Origin of the sequence: Frondihabitans sp. 4ASC-45 (assembly GCF_049472575.1) — a bacterium.
GTDB lineage: Bacteria > Actinomycetota > Actinomycetes > Actinomycetales > Microbacteriaceae > Frondihabitans.
The window spans coordinates 67,782-93,599 of the sequence record NZ_JBCEBN010000001.1 but is presented as its reverse complement, the minus strand read 5'-3'; the positions used below and the strand labels follow the sequence as shown (position 1 = coordinate 93,599).

Genomic DNA, 25,818 nt, shown 5'->3' with positions numbered 1-25,818 from the left:
CAGGCCGCCTAGAATTGACGTCGTGTCTGTGAACCCCGATCTCCAAGGGCGGAGTTTTCCGCCGGTGGCTCCGTACCTCGTCGGTCGCGAGAAGGTGCGAGAGTTCGCCCGCGCCACCGCCTCGACGAGCCGCCTCTCTCTCGACCCCGAGGCTGCTCGCGCGGCCGGCTACAGCGACGTCGTTGCTCCGCCGACCTTCGCCGTGGTCGTGCAGGAGCACACCCTGCAGCAGCTGCTCAGCGCGCCCGATGCCGGCATCGACTTCTCGCGGGTCGTGCACGGCGACCAGCGTTTCAGCTACACGAGGCCGATTGTCGCCGGCGACGAGCTGACGGCGACGCTGACGGTCGCGAGCGTCAAGTCGCTCGGGGGCCACTCGATGGTCACCGCCGAATCGGTCATGCTCGATGCGGCGGGCGAGCACGTCGTCACCGCCATCTCCACCCTCGTCGTCCGGGGCGACGAGTGAGCGCCGCGCTCGAGGTGGGCCAGGTCGTCGCCGAACGCACCTACACGCTCACCCGCGACTCGCTCGTCCGGTACGCCGGTGCATCAGGCGACTTCAACCCCATCCACTACCGCGACGACTTCGCCCAGTCGGTCGGGTTGCCCGGGGTCATCGCCCACGGCATGCTCACGATGGCCACCGCCATTCAGCCGGTCGTCGACTGGCTCGAGGGCGACAGCGGCCCTGGTGCGGGAGCCTGGGTGAGCGACTACCAGGTCCGCTTCACCCGCCCCGTCGCCGTCGACGCCGAGACGGGCGCCGAGCTCGTCGTGTCAGCGAAGATCGGGCAGCTCGACGCCGAGGCGAAGAGCGCTCGCGTCGACCTGACCGTGACATTCGCGGGGCAGACCGTCCTCGGCAAGGCGCAGGTGCGCGTGGCCTGGGCGTGACCGCCTTCGCCGAGCTCACCACGATGCAGGTCGGGGGAAGCCCCGACCGCCTCATCGTGGCGACCACCCACGACGAGCTGCTGGCGGCTGCCCGCGAGGCGTTCTCCTCTCTCGAGCCCTGGTTCGTGCTCGGCGGCGGCTCGAACCTCGTCGTCTCTGACGAGGGCTTCCCCGGAACGGTCATCCAGGTTGCCACCCGCGGCGTCGAGGTCGTCTCCGAGACCTCCGACACCGTCACGATCCGGGTCGCGGCAGGCGAGCCATGGGACTCCCTGGTCGAGCAGACCGTCTCGAACGGCTGGGCGGGCTTCGAAGCGCTGAGCGGAGTGCCCGGCTCGACCGGAGCCGCCCCGGTGCAGAACATCGGCGCCTACGGCCAAGAGATCTCCGAGACGGTCGTCAGCGTCGACTTCCTCGACGCCGAAAGCCTCGAATTCGTCAGGATCCCACGCGCCAACCTCGGTCTCGACTACCGCACGAGTGTCTTCAAGGCGTCCGGGCCGGATCCTCGTGCCGGAGTCGTCACCTCGGTCGAGTTCCAGCTGTCGCGGGGCGGCGGGCTCTCCGAGCCGATCGCCTTCCCGCAGCTCGCCCAGGCCCTGGGAGTCGAGCTGGGGGAGCGGGTTCCGCTCGCCGACGTCCGGGCGCGAGTGCTCGAACTGCGGGCCTCGAAGGGGATGGTCCTCGACCCGACGGATCGTGACACGGCGTCGAGCGGATCCTTCTTCACGAATCCGATCGTGTCGCGCCGCGCCCTCGAAGCGATCCCGGCCGACGCGCCGCGCTGGGAGACCGTGCCGGAGGCACGCGACGTCGCTGTGCCCCTCGGTGAGCAGCCCGCGCCGCCGCCGCCGATCGTCGAGGGCGGTATCAAGCTCAGCGCGGCCTGGCTGATCGAGCACGCGGGAGTGCCTCGCGGGTTCCGTCTGCCGGGCTCCGGTGCGGCGATCTCGTCGAAGCACACGCTCGCGATAACGAATCTCGGAGGCGCGACCGCCGCCGAGGTGGGTGAGCTGGCCCGGTACGTGCAGAGTCGGGTCTCGGCTGAGTTCGGGGTCGAATTGCAGCCGGAGCCGATCCTGCTGGGTGTGTCTCTGTAGGTAGGCCGCGGGCCATCCCGTCGGGGCGGGTCACCCCCTCTGGGCTAGGCGAACAGTCGCTGGAGCCGCTGCACTCCCTCGAGGAGGTCGTCGTCGCCGAGGGCGTACGACAGTCGCAGATAGCCGCTCGGACCGAATGCCTCGCCGGGCACCGTCGCCACCTCGGCCTGGTCGAGGATCAGGTCGGCGAGCTCGAGCGAGGTCGTCGGGGTGACACCGCCCCAGGTGCGGCCGAGAAGACCCGACACGTCGGGGTAGACGTAGAAGGCCCCCTCGGGGGTGGGCGTCACGACGCCGTCGATCTTGTTGAGCTCGGCGACGATCGTCTTGCGGCGTACGTCGAACGCCTGACGCATGGTCTCGACGGATTCCTGCGAACCGGTCAGCGCCGCGAGGGCGGCACGCTGCGAGATGTTCGACACGTTCGACGACAGGTGCGACTGCAGGTTGGACGCCGCCTTGGTGACGTCGGCGGGAGCGATCATCCAGCCCACGCGCCAGCCCGTCATGGCGTAGGTCTTGGCGACCCCGTTCACGAGGATCGTGGTGTCGGCCAGCTCGGGGACGGCCTCGGTGATCGACACGGCCTTGACCCCGTCGTAGACGAGGTTCTGGTAGATCTCGTCGGTGATGACCCAGATGCCGTGCTCGAGCGCCCACTCGCCGATGGCTCGGGTCTGCTCGCCCGAGTAGACGGCGCCGGTCGGGTTGGAGGGTGAGACGAAGAGCAGCGCCTTGGTGCGGTCGGTGCGGGCGGCCTCGAGCTGCTCGACGGTGACCAGGTAGCCCTGCTCGGCACCCGCGAACACCTCGACCGGCACACCGCCGGCGAGCTTGATCGCCTCGGGGTAGGTGGTCCAGTACGGGGCGGGCAGAAGCACCTCGTCGCCTTCGTCGACGATCGCGGCGAATGACTGGTAGACGGCCTGCTTGCCGCCGTTCGTGACGATGACCTGCGACGCCGTGACGTGGGTGCCGCTGTCGCGCAGCGTCTTCTCGGCGATCGCCTGACGGAGCTCGGGAAGACCCGCCGCGGGCGTGTATCGGTGGTTCTTGGGATCGCGCGCCGCGACGACGGCCGCCTCGACGATGTGCTCGGGCGTGGCGAAGTTCGGCTCGCCGGCCGCGTAGCTGATGACGTGCTTGCCCTCGGCCTGAAGGCCCTTCGCCTTGGCATCGACCTTGAGAGTGGCCGATTCGGCGATCGCGGCGATGCGCGCAGAGAGACGGGGGAGGCGGGCGCTCTGGTCGGTGCTGTTCACGGCGTCCAGCCTACCGGGCGCCCCTTCGTCCATCGCGGGGATATGCGCTGCCACGAGGCCGCGAGGCGGCTCAACTTTACTTGCCCAGGGTGGGTCGCCTACACTTGTCTGCGGTGGTGGAATCCACCAAGCTCTTTCGTGCCCACGGCAAGCAGGTCCCGCAGCAATCAGGTGGAGTTCTGTTCCAGGGGGTCGAAGGAGCGGCATCGGGTTCCGTTATCCAAAGGGCGGTGGCTCAATTGGTAGAGCAGCGGTCTCCAAAACCGCAGGTTGCAGGTTCAAGTCCTGTCCGCCCTGCAGCCCTACTCGTGCAGACGCACGGGTCGGACGAACGATCCGGGTCGTGACAACCCGGGCGATGCTTGAAAGGCAAGTACGACACGTGGCGAGAAAAGACGTAGACGTCCCCGACGAGGACGTAGTCGCGATCGCGAAGGCAGACAGCTCCGTGAGCCGCGGCCGTTTCGCGCGCATCGTGCTGTTCCTCCGCCAGGTCATCAGCGAGCTCAAGAAGGTCGTCACCCCGACCCGCAAAGAGCTGGTCAACTTCACCCTGGTCGTTCTGGCCTTCGTCGTCATCATGATGGCGCTCGTGTTCGGCCTCGACACGCTGTTCGGCTTCGTCGTCCAGTACGTGTTCGGCAACGGAGTCAATCCCACTTAGCCGGCTCGGGTGGCAGTGCGTCTGTGCACACCGCCCTCAGCGACATCCTCGCCAACCGACCTCATTTCACGATCCGGGCGTCTGTGCAATCCGAAGACAGCCCGCACCATTCCAACGGAAGAAGAACCCTTGCCGAAGAACGAGCGCGACGACATCGACCTCGCCACCGCTGCTGAGCAGTCCTCCGAGGTCGAAGAGACCCAAGAGGGCTCGACCCAGACGGCTGACGAAGCGAGCGTCGACTCGGCCGAGCACGAGGCACTCTCGATCGACGACGAGTCCGGTTCGTCCGACGTGACCGAGCTCGACGAGCTGCTCGACACCCTCGACGAGGCGAAAGACGAGCAGGCTGACGCCATCGTCGAAGACGCCCTCCACATCGATTCGCTCGACGAGGCCGAGGCCGCCGTCGAGGCGACCGACGACGAGGCCGAGCTCGACGCAGAAGAGCTGCAGGCCGAGGGTGACGCCGCGGGCACGTTCAACGCCGTGACCGAGTCCGAGCAGACCGTGCAAGACGCCGACGTCGAGGCCGCTTTCGGCGCCGACGAGAGCGACGTCGTCACCGAAGAAGTCGAAGACGAGGCCGAGGTCGACCCGTACGAAGCCTTCCGTTACGACCTGCGCGGCAAGCCGGGCAAGTGGTACGTCATCCACTCCTACGCCGGCTTCGAGCGTCGCGTGAAGCAGAACATCGAGAACCGCATGGTCTCGCTGACGATGGAAGACTTCATCTACCAGATCGAAGTTCCCATGGAAGACGTCGTCGAGATCAAGAACGGTCAGCGCAAGCTTGTCACCCGCGTTCGCATTCCCGGCTACGTGCTCGTCCGCATGGATCTGAACGAAGACTCCTGGTCGGTCGTCCGCCACACGCCGGGCGTCACCGGCTTCGTGGGCAACGCCCACAACCCCACCCCCCTTCGTTTCGAAGAGGCCTTCAACATGCTGAAGAGCCTCGTGCAGGTGCAGGAGGCAGCTCCGGCCGCCAAGGGCTCCGGCAAGGCCGGCAAGGCGGCTCAGCGAGTCATCCCCGCCGAGGTCGACTTCGAGATCGGCGAGACGATCACGATCAAAGAGGGCTCGTTCGCGGGCCTCCCCGGAACGATCAACGAGATCAAGCCCGAATCGGGTAAGCTCACGGTGCTTGTTTCGCTCTTCGAGCGCGAGACGCCGGTCGAGCTCAGCTTCGACCAGGTGACCAAGCTCTAGAGCCGGTCACTCCCCAGATTTCTCAGCCACCGGATCCTGCACTCGCAGTTCCGGGAGAGCCCGATGCAACCGCACCGAGTTCGACACCCACAAGAAGGAAAAGAACATGGCACCGAAAAAGAAGGTCACAGGTCTGATCAAGCTTCAGATCAACGCCGGCGCCGCGAACCCCGCCCCGCCCATCGGCCCGGCTCTGGGTCAGCACGGCGTGAACATCATGGAGTTCTGCAAGGCGTACAACGCTCAGACCGAGTCGCAGCGCGGCAACGTCGTCCCTGTCGAGATCACCGTGTACGAAGACCGTTCGTTCACGTTCATTCTCAAGACGCCGCCGGCCGCCGAGCTCATCAAGAAGGCCGCTGGCCTCGCCAAGGGTTCCGCTACGCCGCACACCGTCAAGGTGGGCAAGCTCACGATGGAGCAGGTCCGCGAGATCGCGACGACCAAGCAGTCCGACCTCAACGCCAACGACATCGACGCCGCGGCGAAGATCATCGCCGGCACCGCCCGCTCCATGGGCATCACCGTCGACGCGTAAGCGTTCGACCACCCCCAAGACATTCAGTGGGAGAGCCCGCCAGGCTCGTTACCACGCTCTCGAAATCAGGAGATTTCACAATGGCTCAGAAGTCCAAGGCGTACCGCGCCGCTGCCGAGAAGATCGAGGCAGGCAAGTTCTACTCCACGACCGAGGCTGTCGCCGTCGCTCGCGAGACCGGCTCGAAGAAGTTCGACTCGACCGTCGAGGTCGCCCTCAAGCTCGGTGTTGACCCGCGCAAGGCCGACCAGATGGTCCGTGGCACCGTCATTCTCCCGCACGGCACGGGCAAGACCGCCCGCGTCATCGTCTTCGCGACGGGTGCTGCTGCTGAGGCCGCTATCGCCGCTGGCGCCGACGAGGTCGGTGGCGACGAGCTCATCGCCAAGGTCGCCGAGGGCTACACGGCTTTCGACTCCGCGGTTTCCACCCCGGAGCTCATGGGCAAAGTCGGTCGTCTCGGTAAGGTCCTCGGGCCCCGCGGCCTCATGCCGAACCCCAAGACCGGCACCGTCACCCCGAACGTCGCTCAGGCCGTGAACGACATCAAGGGCGGAAAGATCGAGTTCCGTGTCGACAAGCACTCCAACGTGCACTTCGTCATCGGCAAGGCCGGCTTCACCGAGGAGCAGCTCAACGCCAACCTCGACACCGCCCTCGACGAGGTCGTTCGTCTCAAGCCGTCCTCTTCGAAGGGCCGCTACATCACCAAGGGCACCGTCTCGACCACTTTCGGTCCTGGCATCCCCCTCGACATCAACGCCTTCTAAGCGCTGACTCTCAGAAGGGCCCTCGCCGTAAGGCGGGGGCCCTTCGTCGTGCTCGGTGCGCGCCGGGTAGTGAGCTCCATCCCGCCATCCGCGAGAGTGCCCATCACTGGCTCTGGCTGCCTGCCGGACCACGACCTGCACACGTTCGGCGCGCGTGGGTTGGTGTTGCGCGCGGATCAGGAATGTGGGCGCGGGCAGGCGTCGGATCCTTGTGTTTTCGGTTTCACGGGGCTCATTGCCTGATTCGCGAACGTTCGTTGCGCGCCCGACGGTTGGTCCGGGGCTATCGGGATAGCGCGTGCTTCAGGAATGTGAGCGTGGGCGGGCGCCGGATCCTTGTGTTCTGGTTGTCGCGGGGCTGGGTGCCTGAATCGCGAACGCAGGATCCGCAGCTCCGTGCCCGGGCCACCCGCGAGAGTGCCCATTCCGGGCTCCGGCTGCCTGCCGGGCCCCAATATGGACACGTTCGGCGAGAGCGAGTTGGTGTCGCACGTTGATCAGGAATGTGAGCGTGGGTGGGCGCCGGATCCTTGTGTCCTCGTCGTCGCGGGGCTGGGCGCCTGATTCGCGAACGCAGGATCCGCAGCTCCATGCCCGGGCCACCCGCGAGAGTGCCCATCTCGGGCTTCGGCCGCCTGCCGGACCCCACTATGGACACGTTCGGTGCGAGCGGGTTGGTGTCGCGTGCGTATCAGGAGTGTGAGCGCGGGTGGGCGCCGGATTCTTGTGTTCTGGTTGTCGCGGGGCTGGGTGCCTGATTCGCGAACGCAGGATCCGCAGCTCCGTGCCCGGGCCACCCGCGAGAGTGCCCATTCCGGGCTCCGGCTGCCTGCCGGGCCCCAATATGGACACGTTCGGACAGAGTGGGTTGGTGTCGCGCGTCGATCAGGAATGTGGGCGTGGGTGGGCGCCGGATCCTTGTGTTCTGGTCGTCGCGGGGCTGGGTGCCTGACTCGCGAACGCAGGATCCGCAGCTCCGTGCCCGGGCCATCCGCGAGAGTGCCCATTCCGGGCTCCGGCTGCCTGCCGGGCCCCGCTTTGCGCACGCTCGCGGCCGACGACGCCGCAGGCCTCAGAGCTCGCCCTCGCGCGGCCGCAACCGCAACCCCAACCGCTCAGTCGTCCTGCACCTTGAGCACGAGCTTGCCGCGCGTGTGGCCGCGCTCGAGCAGGCGGTGGGCGTCGGCGACTTCCTCCAGGTCGTAGACGTCGTCGACGTAGACCGAGACGTCACCCGAGTCGAGGAGGCGGGTGATGATCGCGAGACAGGTCGCGTCGGGGGCCATCGAGTAGTCGGTGAAGCGCACTCCGGCGGCCGTTGCGCGACCGGCAAGGGCATCGCGCTTCGCTGTGGCACCGACGGGTACGTGCACGAGCAGGCCACCGGGCCGGACCACTCCCACCGTGCGGGCCGCGATCCCGTCGTCGTCGACCAGGTTGATCGCGACATCGACGAGCGCCACATGATCTTCGAAGTCGCCCGCCGTGTAGTCGATCGTCTGGGCGGCACCGAGTTCGGTGAGCCAGGCGGTGTTGCGGGCGGAACTCGTCGTCACGACGTGAGCGCCGAAGTACGCCGCGAACTGCACGGCGAAGTGTCCGACCCCGCCGGCCGCGGCGTGGATGAGAATGCGCTGCCCCTCGTGGGCTTTGGCCACGTCGACCACGAGTCCCCAGGCCGTCAGGGCCGCAAGCGGTACGGCAGACGCCTCGGTGTGCGAGAGCGACTTGGGTTTGCGAGCCACCTGGAGCGACGGCACGCTGACGTACTCGGCGTAGGTTCCGGCCGACCGTGGCACGGAGGCGACGCCGTAGACCTCCACGCCCGGTTGGAATGCATGCCCGAGGTACGGGCTCTCGACGACAACGCCGCTGAAGTCGCAGCCGAGCACGGCGGGGAGTTCGGGGGAGCCGCAGTGTCCGGCCAACCCCCGCCGGGCCTCGGCGTCGAACGGATTCACCCCCGCCGCGATGACACGGACGAGCACCTCGGATCCTTGTCGTCCGGGTACCGGAATCTCTTTCGGCACGAGGACGTCTGGCCCCCCGTTCTCGGTGATCACCACCGCGCGCATCGTGCTCGTTACCACGGCCTCTTCCGTTGTCGTCGTCGTCATCGATGGCCTTTCTCGTCGGGGTCGTGCGGCGTCCCTGATGAGGCACCCCCTGTTCCTTCAGTAAAGAGGCACGATGATTCCACCGTGTTTCGAGAGTGTCACTGATGCGGAAACTATCGATACGCTCGGATGATGAAGGCTCTTTTCATCGTGCTGCGGCTCGCGGCCGCTCTCGCCGTCGTTGTCGCGGTGGTGGCTCAGCTGATCTCGTCGATGGCGGCACCCGATTTCTTCTTCTTCAACTTCTTCGGCTACTTCACGATCCAGAGCAACCTGCTTATCGCGGTGACATTCGTTCTCGGAGCCGGGTTCGTCGCGCGAGGCGGGACGCAGCCGCACTGGCTCGTCGTCTCTCGTGGGGCTACTGCGACGTATCTCGCGACCACCGGAGTCGTCTACAACCTCTTGCTCGCGAATGGCCCGGTCAGCGACTACAACGTGCCGTGGTCGAACGACATCCTGCACAAGTGGATCCCGCTGTTCGCGGTTCTCGAGTGGATCCTCTTCGGCGATCGCACCCGCATCGCCTGGGGGCGCCTCGGTCTGTTTCTCGTCTACCCGGTGATCTGGCTGGTCGCGACGCTCCTGCGCGGTCAGGGCTTCGTGCCCTACCCGTTCTTGAACGTCGAAGAACTGGGCTGGGGTGTGGTGCTGCTCTACTGCCTGGGCATCGCCGCGTTTATCGCCGGCATGTCGGCGCTGGTGATCTGGCTGAGTCGATTTAGGGTCATCGAGCCCATGGGGGCGGATACGACGCGTCTCGATCGGGTCGGCGTAGCTCGCTGACGACCTGATCGGCGAGCGAGACGAGGCCGTGGATCTGGTCGTCGTCGCGTTCGACCCACTGACACTCGGGCGGCCCCGGCACCGGCACGAAGTCGACGTGGCGTTCCCAGACGACGAGCGTTCGCTCGGCGCCCAGCACGTACTGCTGCCACCACACCTGGCGGAGGTACGAGCGGGGGATGCTTCGCCAGGTCTTGCCGGTGGTCTTGATCTCGGCCAGGACGATCTCGCCGGACGACCGCTCGCCGACACCGTCGGGAGTCGCGAGGTGGAGCGTCTCACCGCGCGCGTGGAAGAGCTTGCTCGACGGTTCGATGCCGTGGTTGCGAGAGACCCAGCGGGCGATGACGGGTTCGCGCGCTCGGCCGTGATCGGTGAAGGCGTTGCCTGAAAAGCTGTTGCCGTAGAGCTTGTCGAGCACGACGGCTCGCACGGCGGCGGCACTCGAGAGCCTCGCGACGTCGGTGGCGGTGATGCCGCGGGAGCGAGCGCGGAGCCAGCCGACGCGATCCGACGAGTCGGCGAGGATGCGGGCGGAGTGGTGGCGCGTGGGATCCTCGTCGTCCCAGAGGGAGAGGGGGGTCTGCACGAACGTCACCCCACTATTCTCCCTCGAATTCGAAGGAGAAACGGCCGACGCGCGACGAAGGCATCAGGATCCGACGCGGTTACCCGGGCAGATCTCCTTCGAATTCGAAGGGGGTGGGCGGCGCGATCAGTTGGCGGCCGCGAGCGTGTCGAGTGCCTCGGGGGAGAGCGCGTAGTGGATCGCGAGCATGCTCGCCCCCAGGATCGCCGCGCTGTCGGCGGCGCGCGACTGCACGATGGTGAGGTGCTCGGTGGCCAGCGGCATCGAACGCGAGTAGACGACCTCGCGGACCCCGGCCAGCAGGTGCTCGCCGGCGTCGGCCATCGAGCCGCCCAGCGCGATCACGGACGGGTTGATGAGGCTCACGCAGGTGGTGAGCACCTCGCCGATGTCGCGCCCGGCTTGCCGCACCGCTCGCACCGCGTCGAGGTCGCCGCTGCGGACGAGGTCGAGCACGTCGGATCCTGATGCCGTGTCGTGTCCGTCCCGTCGCATTGCCGCGGCGATCGCCGGGCCGGAGGCTATGGCTTCGAGGCATCCCTCGTTGCCGCAGCGGCAGAAGATGCCCGCGCCGCGGGCGACGGGGATGTGACCGATGTCTCCGGCGATGCCCTGGGCACCCCGCTGCAGCTGACCTGCCGAGATGATGCCGGAGCCGATGCCGGTGGCGACCTTGAGGAAGAAGAGGTGGTCGACGTCGGGCCAGGAATGAGTCCGCTCGCCGAGTGCCATGATGTTGACGTCGTTGTCGACATAGACGGGAAGGGGCGACCGACCCGGGCTCTCGGTGTGGCGTTTGACCCAGCCGGGAACGTCGAAGGCATCCCACCCCGGCATGATCGGCGGATTGACCGGTCGGCCGGTGCTGAACTCGACGGGGCCGGGCAGCCCGATGCCCGCGGCGATGAGATCGGCCCGGGTCTTGCCGAGGCGTTCGAGGAGCGCGTCGGTGTGCTCGACCATCCAGCCGAGCACCGCCTCCGGGCCCAGACTGATCTCGAGGTGCTCGGTGTGGCTGGCGAGCTCGGCACCCATCAGGTCGGTGATGGCGACGTGGGCGTGGCTCGCGCCGAGGTCGGCGGCGAGGACGACGCGGGCGCTCGGCAGGAGTGCCACGCGCGACGGGGGGCGGCCGCCGGTCGAGATCGCATCGGCGACGGGGCCGACGAGGCCGAGACTGGTGAGGGCATCGAGGCGCAGGCCGATGGTGGAACGGGCCAGACCGGTGATGGCAGCGAGCTCGGCACGGGTGCGCGGGCGACCGTCGCGGAGGAGCTGGAAGAGGTCGCCTGCCCCGGTCGAACCGAGGACGGACGTCCGCGCGGCGTCTGACATAACAGGAGTAAACCACAGGTTTCGAGCGGTCACGAGCAAAGATGTCGAATGGAAGACACCTTTTGCTTGACGCTCGACAAAAGTGACCCTAGTGTGAGTTCCGGTCGAGGGAACGCCGGTTCAACCGGGCCCTCGAGATCAACTCCGCAGCGACAGATGCGGCGGAATTCGCCTCAAACCAGGCGAACACGTTTCGACGAGGAGACTCTTACGGTGACCAACGCACCCCTTTCGGTCCAGCTCTACACCGTCCGCTCGGCCATCGCCGACGACCTACCCGGCACCCTGGCCCGCGTGGCCGAGATCGGCTATACGCAGGTCGAGCCGTACTCGTTCGTCGAACGCGTCGACGAGTACGCCGAGCACCTTCCGGCCAACGGCCTGACCGCGCCGAGCGCCCACGTCAAGCTGATCGGCAGCGACCTCGAGCCGATCTTCGCCGCAGCCAAGCGGCTCGGAGTGACGACGATCATCGACCCGCACATCGACGAGACCCGCTGGATCACCCGCGAAGACGTCGAGGGCATCGCGAAAGAGCTCGGCGAGATCGCCGACAAGGCGGCCGCGCACGATCTCCGGGTCGGCTACCACAACCATGCGTTCGAGCTCGAGAACAAGATCGACGGCGTCCCGGCGCTCGAGGTCTTCGCCGCGGCCCTGCCGGCGAACGTCGTGCTCGAGGTCGACACCTACTGGGTCGAGGTCGGCGGCGTCGACGCGGCCGAGCTGCTCGCGCGCCTGGGCGACAAGGTGCAGTTCCTCCACATCAAAGACGGCCCGAAGAACTTCGACGACAAGAAGCAGGTCGCTGTCGGCCGGGGCGAGATGCCCGTCCGCGACATCCTGCGCGCGGCTCGTCAGGCCCTGCCCGTCGTCGAGCTCGACGACCACGAGGGCGACATCTTCACCGCCCTCGCCGACAGCCTCGACTACCTCGAAGGGGTCCGCGCATGAGCGACGCCACGACCACCACGCAGAAGCCGGTCGCCTCAGAGGGCAAGACCGGCCCCGTGGGCGTCGGCGTGATCGGCGCCGGCGTCATCAGCGACCAGTACCTCGAGAACCTCACGAGGTTCCCCGACCTCAAGGTGCTTTTCATCGCCGACCTCGACGAGCCCCGCGCGGCCGCCCAGGCCGCTAAGTGGGGCGTCGAGGGCTCCGGCTCCGTCGACGACCTGCTCGCCCACGATGACGTCGAGATCGTCGTCAACCTCACCATCCCCAAGGCCCACGTCGAGGTGGCCCTGCGGGCCGTCGAGGCGGGCAAGCATGTCTGGGGTGAGAAGCCCTACGCACTCGACCGCGAGAGCGGAGCGCAGCTGATCAAGGCGGCGAAAGTCCGCGGCGTGCGTGTCGCCGTCGCCCCCGACACGTTCCTCGGATCCGGAATCCAAACCGGTCTGCGGGTCGTCAAGCGCGGCGACATCGGCACGCCGCTCACCGGCCTCACCCTCTTCCAGGTCGCCGGCCCCGAGTCGTGGCACCCGAGCCCCGAGTTCCTCTTCGCCATCGGCGGCGGCCCGATGTTCGACGTGGGCCCCTATTACCTGACGACGCTGGTGCAGGTGTTCGGCCCCGTGGCCAAGGTCACCGCCACGGCGTCCAAGGCACGCGAGACCCGCGTGATCGGCTCGGGCCCCAAGGCTGGAACCGAGTTCCCGGTCGAGGTGCCGACGCACGTGTCGGCCTTGATCCAGTTCGAGTCGGGCGCCAGCGCCCAGAGCATCTTCTCGTTCGACTCGAAGCTGCCTCGCGCCGGCTTCGTCGAGATCGCAGGATCCGAGGGCACGGCCGTGTTCCCCGACCCGAACAACTTCGAGGGTGAGACGGTCGTCTACACCGGCGCCGACGAGCCCACGGTGGTCCCCTCCGAGGGGTCGACCTTCACCCGCGGTACCGGGGTGGCCGAGCTCGCCCAGGCGATCCGCGAGGGTCGCCGAGAGCGCGTTCCGGGAGAGCTCGCCTTTCACGTTCTCGACATCATGGTGTCGCTCGCCGAGTCCGCCGAGAAGGGGGAGAGCGTCGTCGTCGAGTCGACGCTCGAGCCCACCGACGAGCTCCCGGCCGACTGGGATCCCTCCGTCGTGACCCTGACCTGATTCTCTCGGGCCGACCCGCCTCGAGCGGGTCGGCCCGAGATTCTCTCGACCCCCTTACTGCACTGCCGAACTACCGTCCCTCAGCTGCACGGCACCACCGGAACGACAGGAACCATCCCACACAGCTCTAAGCTCCATCCCTCCCTCAACGAAGAGACACCAGGAGAAAAAATGCGCACCACAACGAAGTGGCTGGCGGCAGTTGCCGTCGGCGCCATGACTATCGGAGGCATGACGGCGTGCTCGTCGTCCTCCGGCGGCGATGCCAACTCGACCAAGACGCTGACCTACTGGGCCAGCAACCAGGCTCCGACCATCCAGGGCGATCAGAAGGTCCTCAAGGCCGAGCTGGCGAAGTTCACCGACGAGACCGGCATCAAGGTCAACATCGAGGTCATCCCGTGGACCAACCTCTACAACAAGATCCTCACCGCGGTCTCGTCGGGTGACGGGCCAGACGTGCTGTCGATTGGCAACACCTGGGCGACCTCACTCCAGTCGAGCGGCGCGTTCGTGCCGTTCGAGGGCGATGCGCTGAAGGCCATCGGCGGCAAAGACAAGTTCATCGCGTCGAGCTACGCCACCGGTGGTGCCGAGGGCAAGGCGCCCACGTCGGTGCCGCTCTACGGGTTGTCGTACTCGATGTACTACAACACGAAGATGTTCAAGGCCGCCGGCATCGACACACCGCCCGCGACCTGGGACGAGTTCGTGGCGGACGCCAAGAAGCTCACCAAAGACACCGACGGCGACGGGCAGATCGACCAGTGGGGTGTGACGATGGCCGGCTCGAGCGTCTCGAACAACGCGCACCAGGCGTTCGTCCGGGGTCTGCAGAACGGCGGAGCGCTCTACGACGCCGACGGCAAGCCGACGTTCGCCTCCGACGGCGAGGTCAAGGGCATCAAGCAGTGGGTAGATCTGATCGGCGCCGACAAGGTGGTCAACCCCTCCGACGCCGAGAGCGTGAACGGCTCCGACATGGCCGCCACCTTCGCCGACGGCAAGGCCGCGATGTTCTTCGACCAGGCGCCGGGGGCTTCGCTTGCAGCGCGTAACTTCACGGACTACGCCGCGGCGCCCGTCCCGATGGAGACCGCGGACGCAACCGGGCTGCTGGGTACCCAGAGCCACGTCGCCGGCATCAACCTGTCGATCTTCAAGAACACGGGCAACCTGTCCGGGTCCGAGAAGCTCGTCAAGTTCATGACCAGCGTTCCCGCGCAGCAGTCGCTCAACAAGTCGTTCGCGTCCATCCCCGTCGTCACCGATGCCTATGACGACCCGGCGTTCAAGACCGACGCGATCAAGCTCAAGCAGGAGATCCTCAAGGATCACGCCCAGCCTATGCCGCTGCAGGTCAGCGAGGGCCAGATGGAGACGCTCGTCGGAACGGCCATCAAAAACCTGCTCGCGCAGGCCGCGCAGGGCAAGGACGTCAGTGAATCCGACGTCAAGTCGGCTCTCGAAGACGCCAACAGCCAGATGACGGCCAGCCAGTGATCTCGATCCGACTGACAGACAAGCACTAGAAGGGAACCGTCATGACCCTCAACGTCCTGCCTCCCGCGTCGACCGAGAGTGGTCTGCCGGAAGAGCCGCAGCGGAGCGAATCCGCTCCGCTGCGCCCCGCCCGCAAGAAGAAGCGCCCCTCGCTCCTGCCCTACGGGCTCATCGCACCGGCCGCATTGGCCGAGCTCCTCATCCACCTCTTGCCGATGGTGCTGGGCATCTGGATCGCGTTCATCACGCTCAACCAGCTCAGCATCGCCAACTGGGTCGATGCCCCGTTCGTCGGTTTCCAGAACTTCGTCAACGGGCTCAACCCGAATTCCTCGATCGGGGCCGAGTTCTACTCGGCTCTGGGGCGCACCATCGGGTTCACCATCATCGTGCTGGCGATCGCGTGGAGCATGGGAATGCTCGGCGCGGTACTCCTCACCACCTCGTTCCGAGGCCGCGGGATCCTGCGCACGCTGTTTCTCGTGCCCTACGCCCTGCCCTCGTACGTCGGCACCATCGCCTGGGCGTTCATGTTCAACCGCTCCGACGGCGCGATCAACCACTTCCTGGTCGATCAGCTCCACCTGTTCGGCGGCGACCGGCCGTTCTGGCTGCTCGGCGGCAACTCCTTCTGGGCGATCGTCATCGTGACCGCCTGGCAGATGTGGCCGTTCGCCTTCCTGATGCTTCTGGCAGCGCTCCAGAACATCCCCGGCGACGTCTACGAGGCGGCCGCTCTCGACGGTGCGAGCCTCTGGAAGCAGTTCACCCGCATCACGCTCCCGATGATCAAGCCGGCCAACGCCGTCCTGATGCTCATCATGGGCCTCTGGATCTTCAACCAGTTCAATGTGCCCTTCGTGCTGTTCGGCGCTGCGTCGCCGAAGGAGGCGACTCTCATCTCGCCCCTCATCTACCAGCAGTCGTTCTCGAACTGGAACTTCGGTCTCGGCGGTGCAATGAGCGTGCTGCTGCTGATCGTGCTCCTGATCGCCTCCGCTTTCTACATCCGCATGGTGCTTCCGAAGCCGAAGCCCGGAGAAGAGGACTAAGCCATGATCGTCACTCCCGGATTCAAGGTCTTCCGATTCTTCGGACTCGCCTTCCTCTCCATCGTCGTCCTGGTGCCGCTCTACGTGGTGGTCACGACGTCGCTGAAGCCCCTCGCCGACGTGCAGGGCGCCTTTACCTGGATCCCCTCGAACTTCACCATCAAGCCGTACTTCGACATCTGGGAGACGGTCCCGCTGGCGCAGTACTTCAAGAACAGCCTGATCGTGACCTGCTCGGCGACGATCCTCAGCGTGATCATGGCCGTTCTCGCGGCCTACGCTCTGGCTCGCCTGCGGTTCAAGGGCCAGCGACCGTTCAGCCTGGTGGTGCTGTCGACGCAGATGTTCCCCGGCATCCTCTTCCTGCTGCCGCTGTTCCTGATCTTCGTCCAGATCCGCAACGCCTCCGGTCTTCAGCTGACGGGCTCGTATGCGGGCCTCATCATCACGTACATGACGTTCTCGCTCCCGTTCTCGATCTGGATGCTGACCGGCTATTTCGCCAGCATCCCGAAGGAGCTCGAGGAGGCGTCGATGATCGATGGCACCGGCCGAATGGGTGCGCTCTTCCGCGTCATCATCCCGGTCGCGAAGCCCGGCATCATCGCGGTCGCGGTCTACGCGTTCATCACGGCGTGGGGAGAGGTGCTCTTCGCCTCCGTGCTCACGTCGAACGACACCCGCACCCTGGCGATCGGCCTGCAGGCCTATTCGTCACAGCAAGACGTCTACTGGAACCAGCTCATGGCCGCCTCGGTCGTCGTCTCGCTGCCCGTCCTGATCGGCTTCATGTTCGTGCAGAAGCACCTGATCACCGGCCTCTCCTCGGGTGCCGTCAAGTAGCACCCGGAGCGCCTGGCCGACGAGCACCAGACCGAAGGATCCCGCACAGCGTCGATCCACCCGGCCCAGAAGGGCAGACTGACACCATGCCACGCACACTCCTCCCGGGTCAGGTCTGCCAGATCCTGATCGTCGATGCCGTCACCGGTGAGGCCGAGGTCGTCTTCGAGAGCGGCGAGGTGCTCGTCGAGGCTCCCAACTGGAGCCCCGACGGGCGGTGGCTCGTCGTCAACGGCGACGGGCTCCTCTGGCGGCTCCGGGTCGACGGGGGCGCGGCACACAACGGGGGCGAGGCCGGCGACGGTGTGCTCGAGCCGGTCGAGATGGCCGGTGTGCCCGAGATCAACAACGACCACTACATTGCGCCCGACGGATCGTCGATCGTGGTCAGCGCCAAAGACGGCCATCTCTACGAGGTGCCGTTCGACGGTGGCTCGGGCCGCCGGATCACCCGTGAGCACCCGGACGGCCGCGGCTACAAGAACTACCTGCATGGCATCTCACCCGACGGCTCGACGCTCGCCGTGATCGTCGGCGCGCGACCCACGACGACGTCGCCGCCGACGGACTGGCGCACGAACGTCGCCCTGGTGGCGGTGGCCGACGGTGCGACGACGTTCGTCACCGATGACGCCCACCCCGACGACGGCGCCGAGTTTTCGCCCGACGGCGCGTGGGTCTGGTTCAACACCGAACGGTTCACGACCAAGGCGGGGCACGCGCAGCTCGCGCGGATTCGGCCGGACGGATCGAACGTGTCGCGGATCCTCGTCTCTGACACGGTCGACTGGTTTCCGCACCCGTCGCCCGACCAGTCGCGGCTGGTCTACGTCGCCTACGGTGCCGGCACGCTCGGCCACCCCGAGAACCGTGACGTCGTGCTGCGCGTGATGGAACTCGACCGGGGCGAACCGCTGCCCGAGACGGCACGTGATCTGCTGCCGCTCTTCGGCGGCCAGGGCACGATCAACGTGGCCGGATGGGCCCCCGATTCGCGGCGGTTCGCTGCTGCCGCGTACCCCCTCGCTACGCGTCCCTGACCTGGCCGCCCTTGAGATAGAGCCGTCGCTCGGCACGACGGGCCACCGACGAGTCGTGGGTGACCATGATGAAGGTCAATCCCCGGTCGCGCCAGACGCCCTCGAGGAGCTCCATGATCTCGTCGCGGGTGGTCTCGTCGAGCGATCCGGTCGGCTCGTCGGCGAGGAGCACCTGCGGCTCCTTAACCAGCGCGCGAGCGATCGCCACGCGCTGCTGCTGACCGCCCGAGAGCTCGGCCGGAAGGTGGTCGCCGCGCTCGCCGAGTCCGACGGATTCGAGGGCCGCCGCCGATTTCGCCTTCTGCTCGTCGCGCGACATCGACGACCTCGCGAAGGCGGTCTCGACGTTCTCGAGCGCCGTCAGCGTCGGAATCAGATTGAAGCTCTGAAACACGAAGCCGATCTCCTGCGCGCGGACGTCGGCGAGCTTCGACTCCGCGAGGCCCGACACCTTCTTGTCGCCCAGCAGCACCTCGCCGGAGGTGGGCTTGTCGAGGGCTCCGAGCATCTGCAGCAGCGTCGACTTACCGCCGCCGGTGGGGCCCTGGATCGCGACCATCTGACCGGTCGGGATCTCGAGGGTGACCTTGTTCAAGGCCGTGATGGTGCGCTTCTTCTGCACGTACGTCTTGGTGACGTCTTTGAGCGTGTACATGGGGTTCCGTTCGGTTGAAGAGAGATCAGGATCCGCGGCCTACGCCACACTGCGAAGCGCCTCGGCCGGTCGCAGGCGCGATGCCCGCCACCCGCCGATCGCGCCGGCGAGGAGTCCGCCGATCACCGCGAGGGCGACCGCCACGACGATGATCGTCACTGCGATCGGGGCGTGCAGGCTGACCTCGGTGGCCGTCGTCGCGACCTGGGCGCCGAAGGATCCCGCGCCGCCCGTGCTTCCGCCTTCGGTGCCCGTGCCGGTGCCGCCCGAGGCGCCGCCCGGGGGAGTGCCGCCGCCCATGCCGCCGGCGGTGGTCGAAGCCGCGCCGCCCGAGAGCGTCGGGGCGATGATGTTGATGATCACGACGCCGAGGATTCCGACGACCACGCCGACCACTCCACCGATCAGGCCCTGCACGAGTGACTCGCCGGCCACCTGGCGCACGATGCGCCCGTTCGACCAGCCGATCGCCTTCAGAGTGCCGAACTCGCGAGTTCGGCGGGTGACGCCCGAGACGGTGAAGAGGATCGCGATCAAGAAGGCCGCGGCCAGCACGATGATCGAGAGCCAGGTGCCAAGGCTCGAGACGAGGCTCGACGCGGTCGAGAGCGAGCCGGAGACGCTCGAGGCCAGGTCGGACTCGGTCGAGACGGTGGCCTTGGGAAGCGCCTTCTCGAGTGCCGTCTTGACGGCGGAGACGTCGGTCGACGACTCGGCGCTCACGTAGACGGTGCTGATCTTGCCGTCGAGGTCGGCGACCTTCTGCGCCGTGTCGAGCGGCATGTACATGTCGGAGCCGGTGGTCGACGACGACGAGGCCGAGGTGACGATGCCGACGACCTTGAAGGTCGTGTCGCCGATCTTCTTGGTGTCTCCGACGGCGAGGCTCTCGGTCTTCGCGTAGGCGCTGTCGACGACGAGCACGTTCTTGCCGGCATCGGAGGCGGCGAACGTCCGGCCCTTGGTCAGCTCGACGCTCGTGAGGGGGCCGACCGCGTCGGCGGTCACGCTGACGCCCGAGACGGTGGTCTGGTCGAACGAGAACGAGCCTCCGCCGAAACCTCCGCCAGTGCCGCCACCGGGAGCACCGGTGGCCGTGCCCGTGGGCTCCTGCTGTGCGGCGCCGGTGCCGGATCCTTGGGTTCCGGTCGTGCCCGAATCCTGTTGCGTGGTGGTCCCCGAGAAGTCGTTGAGCTGCAGCGACAGCGTGGCGGCGGCGTTCTTGACGCCGGTCGTCTTCTCGACGGCGGCGAGGGCGGTGTCGGCGAAGGTCGCCGTGCCGCGGGCGGCTGTCAAACTCGACTGCGAGAGCGACGTGCTGTTGCCCGAGGTCGTGCCCCCGCCCGAGCCGAAGTTGAAGGTGGGGCGCCCGCCGGTCGACGACGGGGTCTGGGTCTGGCTGATCGTGATGTCGGTGCCGACGCCGTAGACGGATTCGAGAACGGTCGACTGCGCGGCCTTCACGCCGCCCGCCACCGAGTTGACGATGATCACGAGCGCGATGGCGAGTGCCATGCCGGTCGCGATGATGGCCGTCTGCTTACGCCGGTTGCTCAGCTCCCGGAACAGATAGGTCAAGAACATGGGTCTCCTCTGGAGTGGTGCGGGGTCGTGGTGATCGTGCGAAGGGGGCGCACTCGCTCGCTGTGCGAACGTCAGAACCGTAGGGAGACGCGTTATGCCCGGACTATCGCGGGCCTATCAATCCCTGATGAGGCAGGTCTATTGCCCGTGTGGGAATTCCAGGGCTGGCTCATCAGGTCGTCACAGACGGCTCATAGAAAACCCCAGATACTAGAAAACGTGACCACTTCAGCCCCCATCACCGCACCCGCCGCTCCGCGCCTGACTCGCGCCGACGGCTCGCCCCTCCGCGTGCTCGTCGTCGACGACGAGAACAGCCTCACCGACCTGCTCTCCATGGCCCTCCGCTACGAGGGCTGGGAGGTCAAGGCCGCACCCGACGGGCAGACCGCCCTGAACCTCGCTCGCGAGTTCAAGCCCGACGCGATCGTGCTCGACGTCATGCTTCCCGACATCGACGGCCTTCAGGTGCTGGGCCGCCTCCGCAACGGCGGAGACGACACGCCGATCCTGTTCCTCACCGCGAAAGACGCCGTCGAGGATCGCGTCACGGGCCTGACCGCCGGCGGCGACGACTACGTCACGAAGCCGTTCAGCCTCGAAGAGGTCGTCGCCCGCCTCCGCGGCCTCATCCGCCGCTCCGCCGCCATGGTGTCGGAGGGCGGCGACTCACGCATCGTCGTCGGCGACCTCGTACTCGACGAAGAGAGCTACGAGGTGTCGCGCGCCGGTCGCGAGATCGAGCTCACCGCCACCGAGTTCGAGCTGCTCCGGTTTCTCATGCGCAACCCCCGCCGCGTGCTCTCGAAGGCGCAGATCCTCGACCGCGTCTGGAGTTACGATTTCGGCGGCAAATCCAGCGTCGTCGAGATCTACATCTCATACCTGCGCAAGAAGATCGACGCCGGCGAAGAAGCCATGATCCACACCGTCCGCGGCGTGGGTTACGTGATCAAGCCCCTCTCGTGAGCTCGTTCCACCCCGCCAGTGCCGTCCGCGGGTGGGCTCGCTCGTGGCGCGGCCCGCTGACGCTGCGGCGTCGGCTGGTGCTGAGTATTGTCGCGATCTCGGCGTTGCTGGCAATTCTGATCGGCGTGCTCTCCGTGCTCGTGTTGCAGAAGGTTCTCGAGTCGCAGCTCGACGCGAATGTGAAGTCGAGCCTTTCACGGGCGCTTGTGCAGTCCGCTCCGACACAGCCCAGCGAAGGCTTTGGCTCGGAGGCGGGCCGCGGTCAGATCGTCGGGACCATCGCGATCGTCTCGCTCAAGGGGCAACTGCTGGACTCGCAGCAAGTTACTGAAGATGGGACGCCGGGTTCCGTAGGGGAGTCGGCTACAACCGCGCTGACCAACTTGGCCGTGAGTGAAACGCCTCGGACAATGGATCTGGGCGGCTCGTACGGGCGCTACCGCGTTGAGGCTACGAACGTGCCGCTCACGAACAGGACGACCAACGAGACGGTGGTCGTGCATGTTGCTGTTGCGCTGCCCATGGATAGCGTCACCGGCCCCGTCTCCAAGCTGATCGCCGGAATCGCCATCATCGCCGCCGTCGGTATCGCCGTCGCCGTGTTCTTCGCGCTCGTCACCGTCCGCTACGCCCTTGCACCCCTCGAGCGCATCGCCAACACGGCATCGCGCGTCTCTGAGATGCCCCTCGACCGAGGCGAGGTCGCCCTCGACGACCGCGTTCCCGACGAAGACACTGACACCCGCACCGAGGTCGGCCGCGTCGGCGCCGCCATGAACCGCATGCTCGGTCACGTCTCGCATGCGCTCACGGCCCGGCAGGAGTCCGAGAACAAGGTGCGGCAGTTCGTCGCCGACGCCTCGCATGAGCTCCGCACTCCGTTGGCTTCGGTCCGCGGGTATGCCGAGCTGACCCGTCGCATGGGCAAAGACCTGCCCGAAGACGTCGTCTATGCGATGAGTCGTATTGAATCGGAGTCGGTCCGTATGACGTCACTGGTCGAAGAGCTGCTGCTGCTGGCCCGACTCGACGAGGGAACCGACCTGGTGAAGAAGGAGGCCGATCTCACGCGGATCGTCCTCGACGCCGTGCACGACACGCACGTCTCGTCGACCGGCCACACCTTCGACGTCTCGGTCGACGAGAAGCCGATCACCCTCCTCGGCGACCCGATGCGCCTCCACCAGGTGGTCGCCAACCTCCTGACTAACGCCCGAACCCACACGCCCGAGGGAACCGAGATCTGGGTGAACCTGGAGCGCGACGACGAGTCGCACGAGGCGGTCATCACGGTGACCGACAACGGACCGGGCATTGACCCCGCCGTCATGCCGGTGCTGTTCGAGCGGTTCGCGAGGGCCGACAGCTCGCGTTCGCGCAAGGCCGGCTCGACTGGGCTCGGGCTCGCGATCGTGCAGGCCGTCGTCCAGTCGCACGGCGGTACGGTCACGGCGTCCAACGCCGACCCGGGAGCCGTCTTCACGGTGCGCCTGCCCTTGGAGCGCGCCCCTCAGGGCGCTCCGGCCCCGCTCCCCGCGCCGACCTCCGCTCCCGCTGTCTCGTAGCTGCTCGTCCCTTGTTAGTTCGGCGAGACTCCGCAAATGGCCCATCCCGCTCACGCGGACGGGCCATTTGTGGAGTCTCGCCGCGTCACCCGGCGGGGCGAAGGATCCTGCGGGGTCCGTCGAGCGCGAGACTCCAGTAGGTGCGGGTGCGGCAGGCCTGCACCCACGACTACTGGAGTCTCGGCGAGCCGGGCGGCCCGGGCGGCCCGGGCGGCCCAGGCGGGCGCCGGGGTGCAGGGGAGCGGGTGGTGTGAGCACGAGTTGCAGGATCCTGAACGGGCACCTATGCTTGTCGAAGCCCAAGACCGCTGGTTGTCGGTGCCCGCTGCAAAGCAGGCGTCGGCCGAAGGTTCTCTTACAAGAGACGTCCCGCGCAGGTGTGTGAAGCTTTCAAGCTCCGTGCGTCTGCGCGGAGCTTTTTTTGTGCGATAACCGGGATTCGTAAGAGTCCACAGGGGCTGCCAGCATTCACACGTTAGGAGCGACATGGCGAACAAGGAAGCTTCGGTCGCCGAGCTCACGGAACTCTTCCGTAGCTCGACCGCCGTCCTGCTCACCGAGTACCGCGGCCTCTCCGTTGCTCAGCTCAAAACGCTGCGCACCGGTATCCGTGAGGACGCCACCTACGCCGTCGTGAAGAACACGCTCACCAAGATTGCGGCGAACGCTGCGGGGATCTCGTCGTTCGACGACGAACTCGCCGGCCCGTCGGCTATCGCTTTCGTTCACGGAGACCCTGTCGCCGTGGCCAAGAGCATGCGTGAATTCGCGAAGGCGAACCCCGAGCTGATCGTGAAGGGCGGTTACTTCGACGGTAACGCTCTGACCGCAGCCGAGGTCAACCAGCTCGCCGACCTCGAGTCGCGGGAGGTGCTGCTGGGCAAACTGGCTGGCGCCTTCAAGGCTTCGCTGTTCGGTGCGGCGTACCTGTTCCAGGCCCCGCTCTCCAAGACCGTTCGCACGGTCGAGGCGCTGCGTGCCAAGCAGGACACCGCTGCGTAAGCAGCTCGGTACTCGTTACAAGCACCACCACCCCACTTTTTAGAAACGCAATAAGGAGAAAACAATGGCAAAGCTCAGCCAGGACGAACTGATCGAGGCTTTCAAGGAGCTCACGCTCATCGAGCTCAGCGACTTCGTCAAGAAGTTCGAAGAGGTCTTCGAGGTCACCGCTGCTGCCCCCGTCGCCGCTGCCGGTGCCGCTGGCCCCGCCGCCCCCGCTGAAGAGGTCGAGGAGAAGGACTCCTTCGACGTCGTCCTCGAGGCTGCTGGCGACAAGAAGATCCAGGTCATCAAGGAGGTCCGCGCGCTCACGAGCCTCGGACTCGGCGAGGCCAAGGCTGTCGTCGACGGTGCCCCCAGCACCGTCCTCGAGGGTGCCAACAAGGAGACCGCCGAGAAGGCCAAGGCTGCTCTCGAGGCCGCCGGCGCCACGATCACCCTCAAGTAACTCAGCTTCACCAGCACCATCGGGAAAGCCCCGGGCCGAGAGGTCCGGGGCTTTCTCGCGTCCTGCTGTCGACCGTGGGCTCTAGCCGTCGGCCAGCCCCAGCTGCACCGCGAGGGCGATGGCCTCGCGCCGGTTCGTCGCCCCGAGCTTGCGGTAGATGCTCCGAACGTGGCTCTTGACGGTGTTGACCGAGATAAACAGCTCGTTGCCGATCTGGTTCAGGGTCGCTCCGGTCGCCAGGTGGCGCACGATCACGAGTTCGCGCTCGCTGAGCGGGTCGGCCAGCACGACGGTCTCGGCGGGGGTCGTGCCCTGCAGGCGTTCGAGCAGGGCTGCCACGCGAGCGGGTTGCTCACGGTCTGCCGCGCGCGTGAGCAGGCTGTCGAGCACCTCGTGGGGAAGCGGGCGATACGCCCAGGTCGTTCCGTTCGTCGCTGACATCAGCAGCGAGCGGTCGAAGGCGATGTTCGAGGCGACGCGATTGCCGAGGTCGTCCTGTGCGGCGGCGACGATGGCGAAGATCTGCGCTCGTACGCGGTCGGAGTGGAGGTCGCCGAGGGCGATGCAGTCGGCGAGGGTGTCGAGGGCCGCCTGCGGATCGCCCAGCAGGAACGAGGCGAGCGCCCCCACCCGTGCCGGGCATGTCACGTGGTGCTGCCCCGGTTCGAGATCTGCCATCGCCTGGCGTGCTTCGACGACTTCGCCGAGCGTGCGGAGCACTTCGGAGCGAAGGATCCGAGACGCCGAGTCGAGCACCTGATCCCCCGTGAAGGAGGCAAGGAGCCGCGTCACCCGGCCGAGCAGATCGAGCGCCTCGATCTCGCTGCCGGCCGCGTGGCGCGCGAGCGCCTCGGCGAACGCCGCGTGGGCTTCCCACTCGGTCCCGCGACTGGCGACGCGGACGTCACGGAGCTGCGTCTCGAGGTCGTGGGGAACAGCGTCGCGCTCGATCAGCAGGTGGAACCGCGTGATTTGGGCGAGCGCGCCGAACCCGCTGCGCAGCAGCTCGGTGCCGTCGGCCTGCTGCGCGGCGAGTTCGATCTGCCTCTCGGCTCGGGCGAAGTCGCCGAACTGGAAGGCGACGTAGGCGAGTGCCGAGTGGCATTCGACGCGTTCGGCGGTCGGGAGGTGCTCGCCCGCCAGCCCCTCGGCGAGAGACAGGGCGAAGAGGGCTTCGTCGTAGGCGCCGAGGTGCACGCGCACGAGACCGAGTTGCAGCGAGAACGACGCGCTGAGGTCGATCCGTCGGCTGATCTCGAGCGAGGTGTCCTGCTCGATCATCGCCCGCGCGGTCTCGAGATGCGTGCGGGCGGCATTCACGTCGCCGAGGGTGCGGAGCGTCGCTGCGAAGTGGACGAGGTAGCCCGCCCGCACGTCGATGGGACTCTCCGGGTCGGCCTTGATGTTCTTGTCGACGGCGCGGAACCAGGGGAGCGCGGCACTTCGGCTCGTCGACCCGATCGACCGGTGGCTGACCGCGAGCGCGAGCAGGATCCGGGCACGACCGCGCCATTCGGATTCGGGCACGCTGCGCACGGCCTCGCGAAGCCTCGCCCCCTGGATCGGCGCGATCTGCGGCCACATCCTCTCGACGGTGTCGAGCATGGTGCGATTGTCGAGCTGGAGTGCCGTCGAGGTTTCGGGTTCGACGGTCGTGTCGTTTCGGGAATTCACGGGATTACCTCTGCCACATCGGGTAGTTCCCCGCTCGGGACGGGGAATGCGGCGGTCGGGAGGAGAGCGGAAGGTCGATCGTCGGGCGGACCGGGTGTCGGGAGGTCTTCCGTG

At 67.0% G+C, this 25,818-nt stretch carries 25 protein-coding genes and 1 tRNA gene; 19 read left to right on the top strand and 7 right to left on the bottom strand.

Annotated features, from left to right (window positions below):
* Positions 1-22 precede the first annotated feature (22 nt).
* The 3 genes from VH571_RS00380 to VH571_RS00370 are packed head-to-tail and all read left to right on the top strand — an operon-like array spanning position 23 to position 1,997.
* Positions 23-469, top strand: coding sequence for an FAS1-like dehydratase domain-containing protein (locus VH571_RS00380; RefSeq protein WP_423262791.1), 447 nt, complete (start codon positions 23-25; stop codon positions 467-469).
* Positions 466-897, top strand: a complete 432-nt coding sequence (locus VH571_RS00375) for a MaoC family dehydratase (protein ID WP_123941870.1) — start codon at positions 466-468, stop codon at positions 895-897. Before VH571_RS00380 ends, VH571_RS00375 begins: the two co-directional genes overlap by 4 nt.
* On the top strand, positions 888-1,997 hold the full coding sequence (locus VH571_RS00370; RefSeq protein WP_423263367.1) for a UDP-N-acetylmuramate dehydrogenase: 1,110 nt from the start codon (positions 888-890) through the stop codon (positions 1,995-1,997). Before VH571_RS00375 ends, VH571_RS00370 begins: the two co-directional genes overlap by 10 nt.
* 44 nt (positions 1,998-2,041) lie before the next feature.
* On the opposite strand, the gene VH571_RS00365 is transcribed toward VH571_RS00370, so the two are convergent.
* Entirely contained in the window at positions 2,042-3,259 is a 1,218-nt protein-coding gene (locus tag VH571_RS00365) for a pyridoxal phosphate-dependent aminotransferase (protein ID WP_423262790.1), read from the bottom strand.
* Between the two features lie 224 nt (positions 3,260-3,483).
* Between VH571_RS00365 and VH571_RS00360 the strand changes: the two genes are divergently transcribed.
* The 5 genes from VH571_RS00360 (at position 3,484) to rplA (ending at position 6,443) form a co-directional block, all read left to right on the top strand.
* A tRNA-Trp gene (locus VH571_RS00360) sits at positions 3,484-3,556 on the top strand.
* Positions 3,557-3,641: 85 nt separating this feature from the next.
* A complete protein-coding gene (secE, locus tag VH571_RS00355) occupies positions 3,642-3,923 on the top strand; it encodes a preprotein translocase subunit SecE (protein ID WP_233573009.1) in 282 nt (93 codons plus the stop codon).
* 129 nt (positions 3,924-4,052) lie between these two features.
* Positions 4,053-5,135, top strand: coding sequence for a transcription termination/antitermination protein NusG (nusG, locus tag VH571_RS00350; RefSeq protein WP_123941872.1), 1,083 nt, complete (start codon positions 4,053-4,055; stop codon positions 5,133-5,135).
* Positions 5,136-5,241: 106 nt separating this feature from the next.
* Entirely contained in the window at positions 5,242-5,673 is a 432-nt protein-coding gene (rplK, locus tag VH571_RS00345; RefSeq protein WP_055959629.1) for a 50S ribosomal protein L11, read from the top strand.
* Between the two features lie 80 nt (positions 5,674-5,753).
* Complete coding sequence (gene rplA / locus VH571_RS00340; RefSeq protein ID WP_055959628.1) at positions 5,754-6,443, top strand: 50S ribosomal protein L1; 690 nt, start codon at positions 5,754-5,756, stop codon at positions 6,441-6,443.
* A gap of 1,115 nt (positions 6,444-7,558) precedes the next feature.
* Here the strand turns inward: rplA and VH571_RS00335 are convergent.
* The gene (locus tag VH571_RS00335) at positions 7,559-8,560 is read right to left on the bottom strand and encodes an NADP-dependent oxidoreductase (protein ID WP_423262789.1); all 1,002 of its coding nucleotides are present in this window, start codon (positions 8,558-8,560) and stop codon (positions 7,559-7,561) included.
* 132 nt (positions 8,561-8,692) lie between these two features.
* Between VH571_RS00335 and VH571_RS00330 the strand changes: the two genes are divergently transcribed.
* Positions 8,693-9,346, top strand: coding sequence for a Pr6Pr family membrane protein (locus VH571_RS00330; protein ID WP_423262788.1), 654 nt, complete (start codon positions 8,693-8,695; stop codon positions 9,344-9,346).
* Here the strand turns inward: VH571_RS00330 and VH571_RS00325 are convergent.
* On the bottom strand, positions 9,288-9,935 hold the full coding sequence (locus VH571_RS00325) for a YqaJ viral recombinase family protein (protein ID WP_055962148.1): 648 nt from the start codon (positions 9,933-9,935) through the stop codon (positions 9,288-9,290). The two genes, VH571_RS00330 and VH571_RS00325, sit on opposite strands and share 59 nt — an antisense overlap.
* Before the next feature lie 126 nt (positions 9,936-10,061).
* Positions 10,062-11,270 (bottom strand): ROK family transcriptional regulator, encoded by a 1,209-nt coding sequence (locus tag VH571_RS00320; protein ID WP_194603471.1) that lies wholly within the window; start codon positions 11,268-11,270, stop codon positions 10,062-10,064.
* A 213-nt stretch (positions 11,271-11,483) separates the two neighbouring features.
* Here VH571_RS00320 and VH571_RS00315 point away from each other — a divergent pair, with 213 nt between their 5' ends.
* From VH571_RS00315 to VH571_RS00290, 6 genes are all read left to right on the top strand, one after another.
* Positions 11,484-12,224, top strand: coding sequence for a sugar phosphate isomerase/epimerase family protein (locus VH571_RS00315; protein ID WP_423262787.1), 741 nt, complete (start codon positions 11,484-11,486; stop codon positions 12,222-12,224).
* A complete protein-coding gene (locus tag VH571_RS00310; protein WP_423262786.1) occupies positions 12,221-13,369 on the top strand; it encodes a Gfo/Idh/MocA family protein in 1,149 nt (382 codons plus the stop codon). Before VH571_RS00315 ends, VH571_RS00310 begins: the two co-directional genes overlap by 4 nt.
* 171 nt (positions 13,370-13,540) lie before the next feature.
* Positions 13,541-14,872, top strand: coding sequence for an extracellular solute-binding protein (locus tag VH571_RS00305; protein WP_423262785.1), 1,332 nt, complete (start codon positions 13,541-13,543; stop codon positions 14,870-14,872).
* A 41-nt stretch (positions 14,873-14,913) separates the two neighbouring features.
* Positions 14,914-15,924 (top strand): carbohydrate ABC transporter permease, encoded by a 1,011-nt coding sequence (locus tag VH571_RS00300; protein WP_055959614.1) that lies wholly within the window; start codon positions 14,914-14,916, stop codon positions 15,922-15,924.
* 3 nt (positions 15,925-15,927) lie between these two features.
* Positions 15,928-16,767, top strand: a complete 840-nt coding sequence (locus VH571_RS00295) for a carbohydrate ABC transporter permease (RefSeq protein WP_055959613.1) — start codon at positions 15,928-15,930, stop codon at positions 16,765-16,767.
* A gap of 86 nt (positions 16,768-16,853) precedes the next feature.
* Positions 16,854-17,807: a TolB family protein gene (locus VH571_RS00290; RefSeq protein ID WP_423262784.1), complete on the top strand. Its 954-nt coding sequence runs from the start codon at positions 16,854-16,856 to the stop codon at positions 17,805-17,807.
* On the opposite strand, the gene VH571_RS00285 is transcribed toward VH571_RS00290, so the two are convergent.
* Both VH571_RS00285 and VH571_RS00280 read right to left on the bottom strand, forming a co-directional pair.
* Positions 17,794-18,462, bottom strand: coding sequence for an ABC transporter ATP-binding protein (locus VH571_RS00285; protein WP_055959609.1), 669 nt, complete (start codon positions 18,460-18,462; stop codon positions 17,794-17,796). The two genes, VH571_RS00290 and VH571_RS00285, sit on opposite strands and share 14 nt — an antisense overlap.
* Before the next feature lie 39 nt (positions 18,463-18,501).
* Positions 18,502-20,046, bottom strand: a complete 1,545-nt coding sequence (locus VH571_RS00280) for an ABC transporter permease (protein WP_423262783.1) — start codon at positions 20,044-20,046, stop codon at positions 18,502-18,504.
* 207 nt (positions 20,047-20,253) lie between these two features.
* Here VH571_RS00280 and VH571_RS00275 point away from each other — a divergent pair, with 207 nt between their 5' ends.
* From VH571_RS00275 to rplL, 4 genes are all read left to right on the top strand, one after another.
* Complete coding sequence (locus VH571_RS00275) at positions 20,254-21,015, top strand: response regulator transcription factor (RefSeq protein WP_055962145.1); 762 nt, start codon at positions 20,254-20,256, stop codon at positions 21,013-21,015.
* Positions 21,012-22,580: a sensor histidine kinase gene (locus VH571_RS00270; protein ID WP_423262782.1), complete on the top strand. Its 1,569-nt coding sequence runs from the start codon at positions 21,012-21,014 to the stop codon at positions 22,578-22,580. Before VH571_RS00275 ends, VH571_RS00270 begins: the two co-directional genes overlap by 4 nt.
* Positions 22,581-23,066: 486 nt before the next feature.
* A complete protein-coding gene (gene rplJ, locus VH571_RS00265) occupies positions 23,067-23,582 on the top strand; it encodes a 50S ribosomal protein L10 (RefSeq protein WP_055959603.1) in 516 nt (171 codons plus the stop codon).
* A 64-nt stretch (positions 23,583-23,646) separates the two neighbouring features.
* Entirely contained in the window at positions 23,647-24,030 is a 384-nt protein-coding gene (gene rplL / locus VH571_RS00260) for a 50S ribosomal protein L7/L12 (protein WP_055959601.1), read from the top strand.
* Positions 24,031-24,111: 81 nt separating this feature from the next.
* On the opposite strand, the gene VH571_RS00255 is transcribed toward rplL, so the two are convergent.
* Positions 24,112-25,704, bottom strand: a complete 1,593-nt coding sequence (locus VH571_RS00255) for a helix-turn-helix domain-containing protein (RefSeq protein WP_423262781.1) — start codon at positions 25,702-25,704, stop codon at positions 24,112-24,114.
* Positions 25,705-25,818 lie beyond the last annotated feature (114 nt).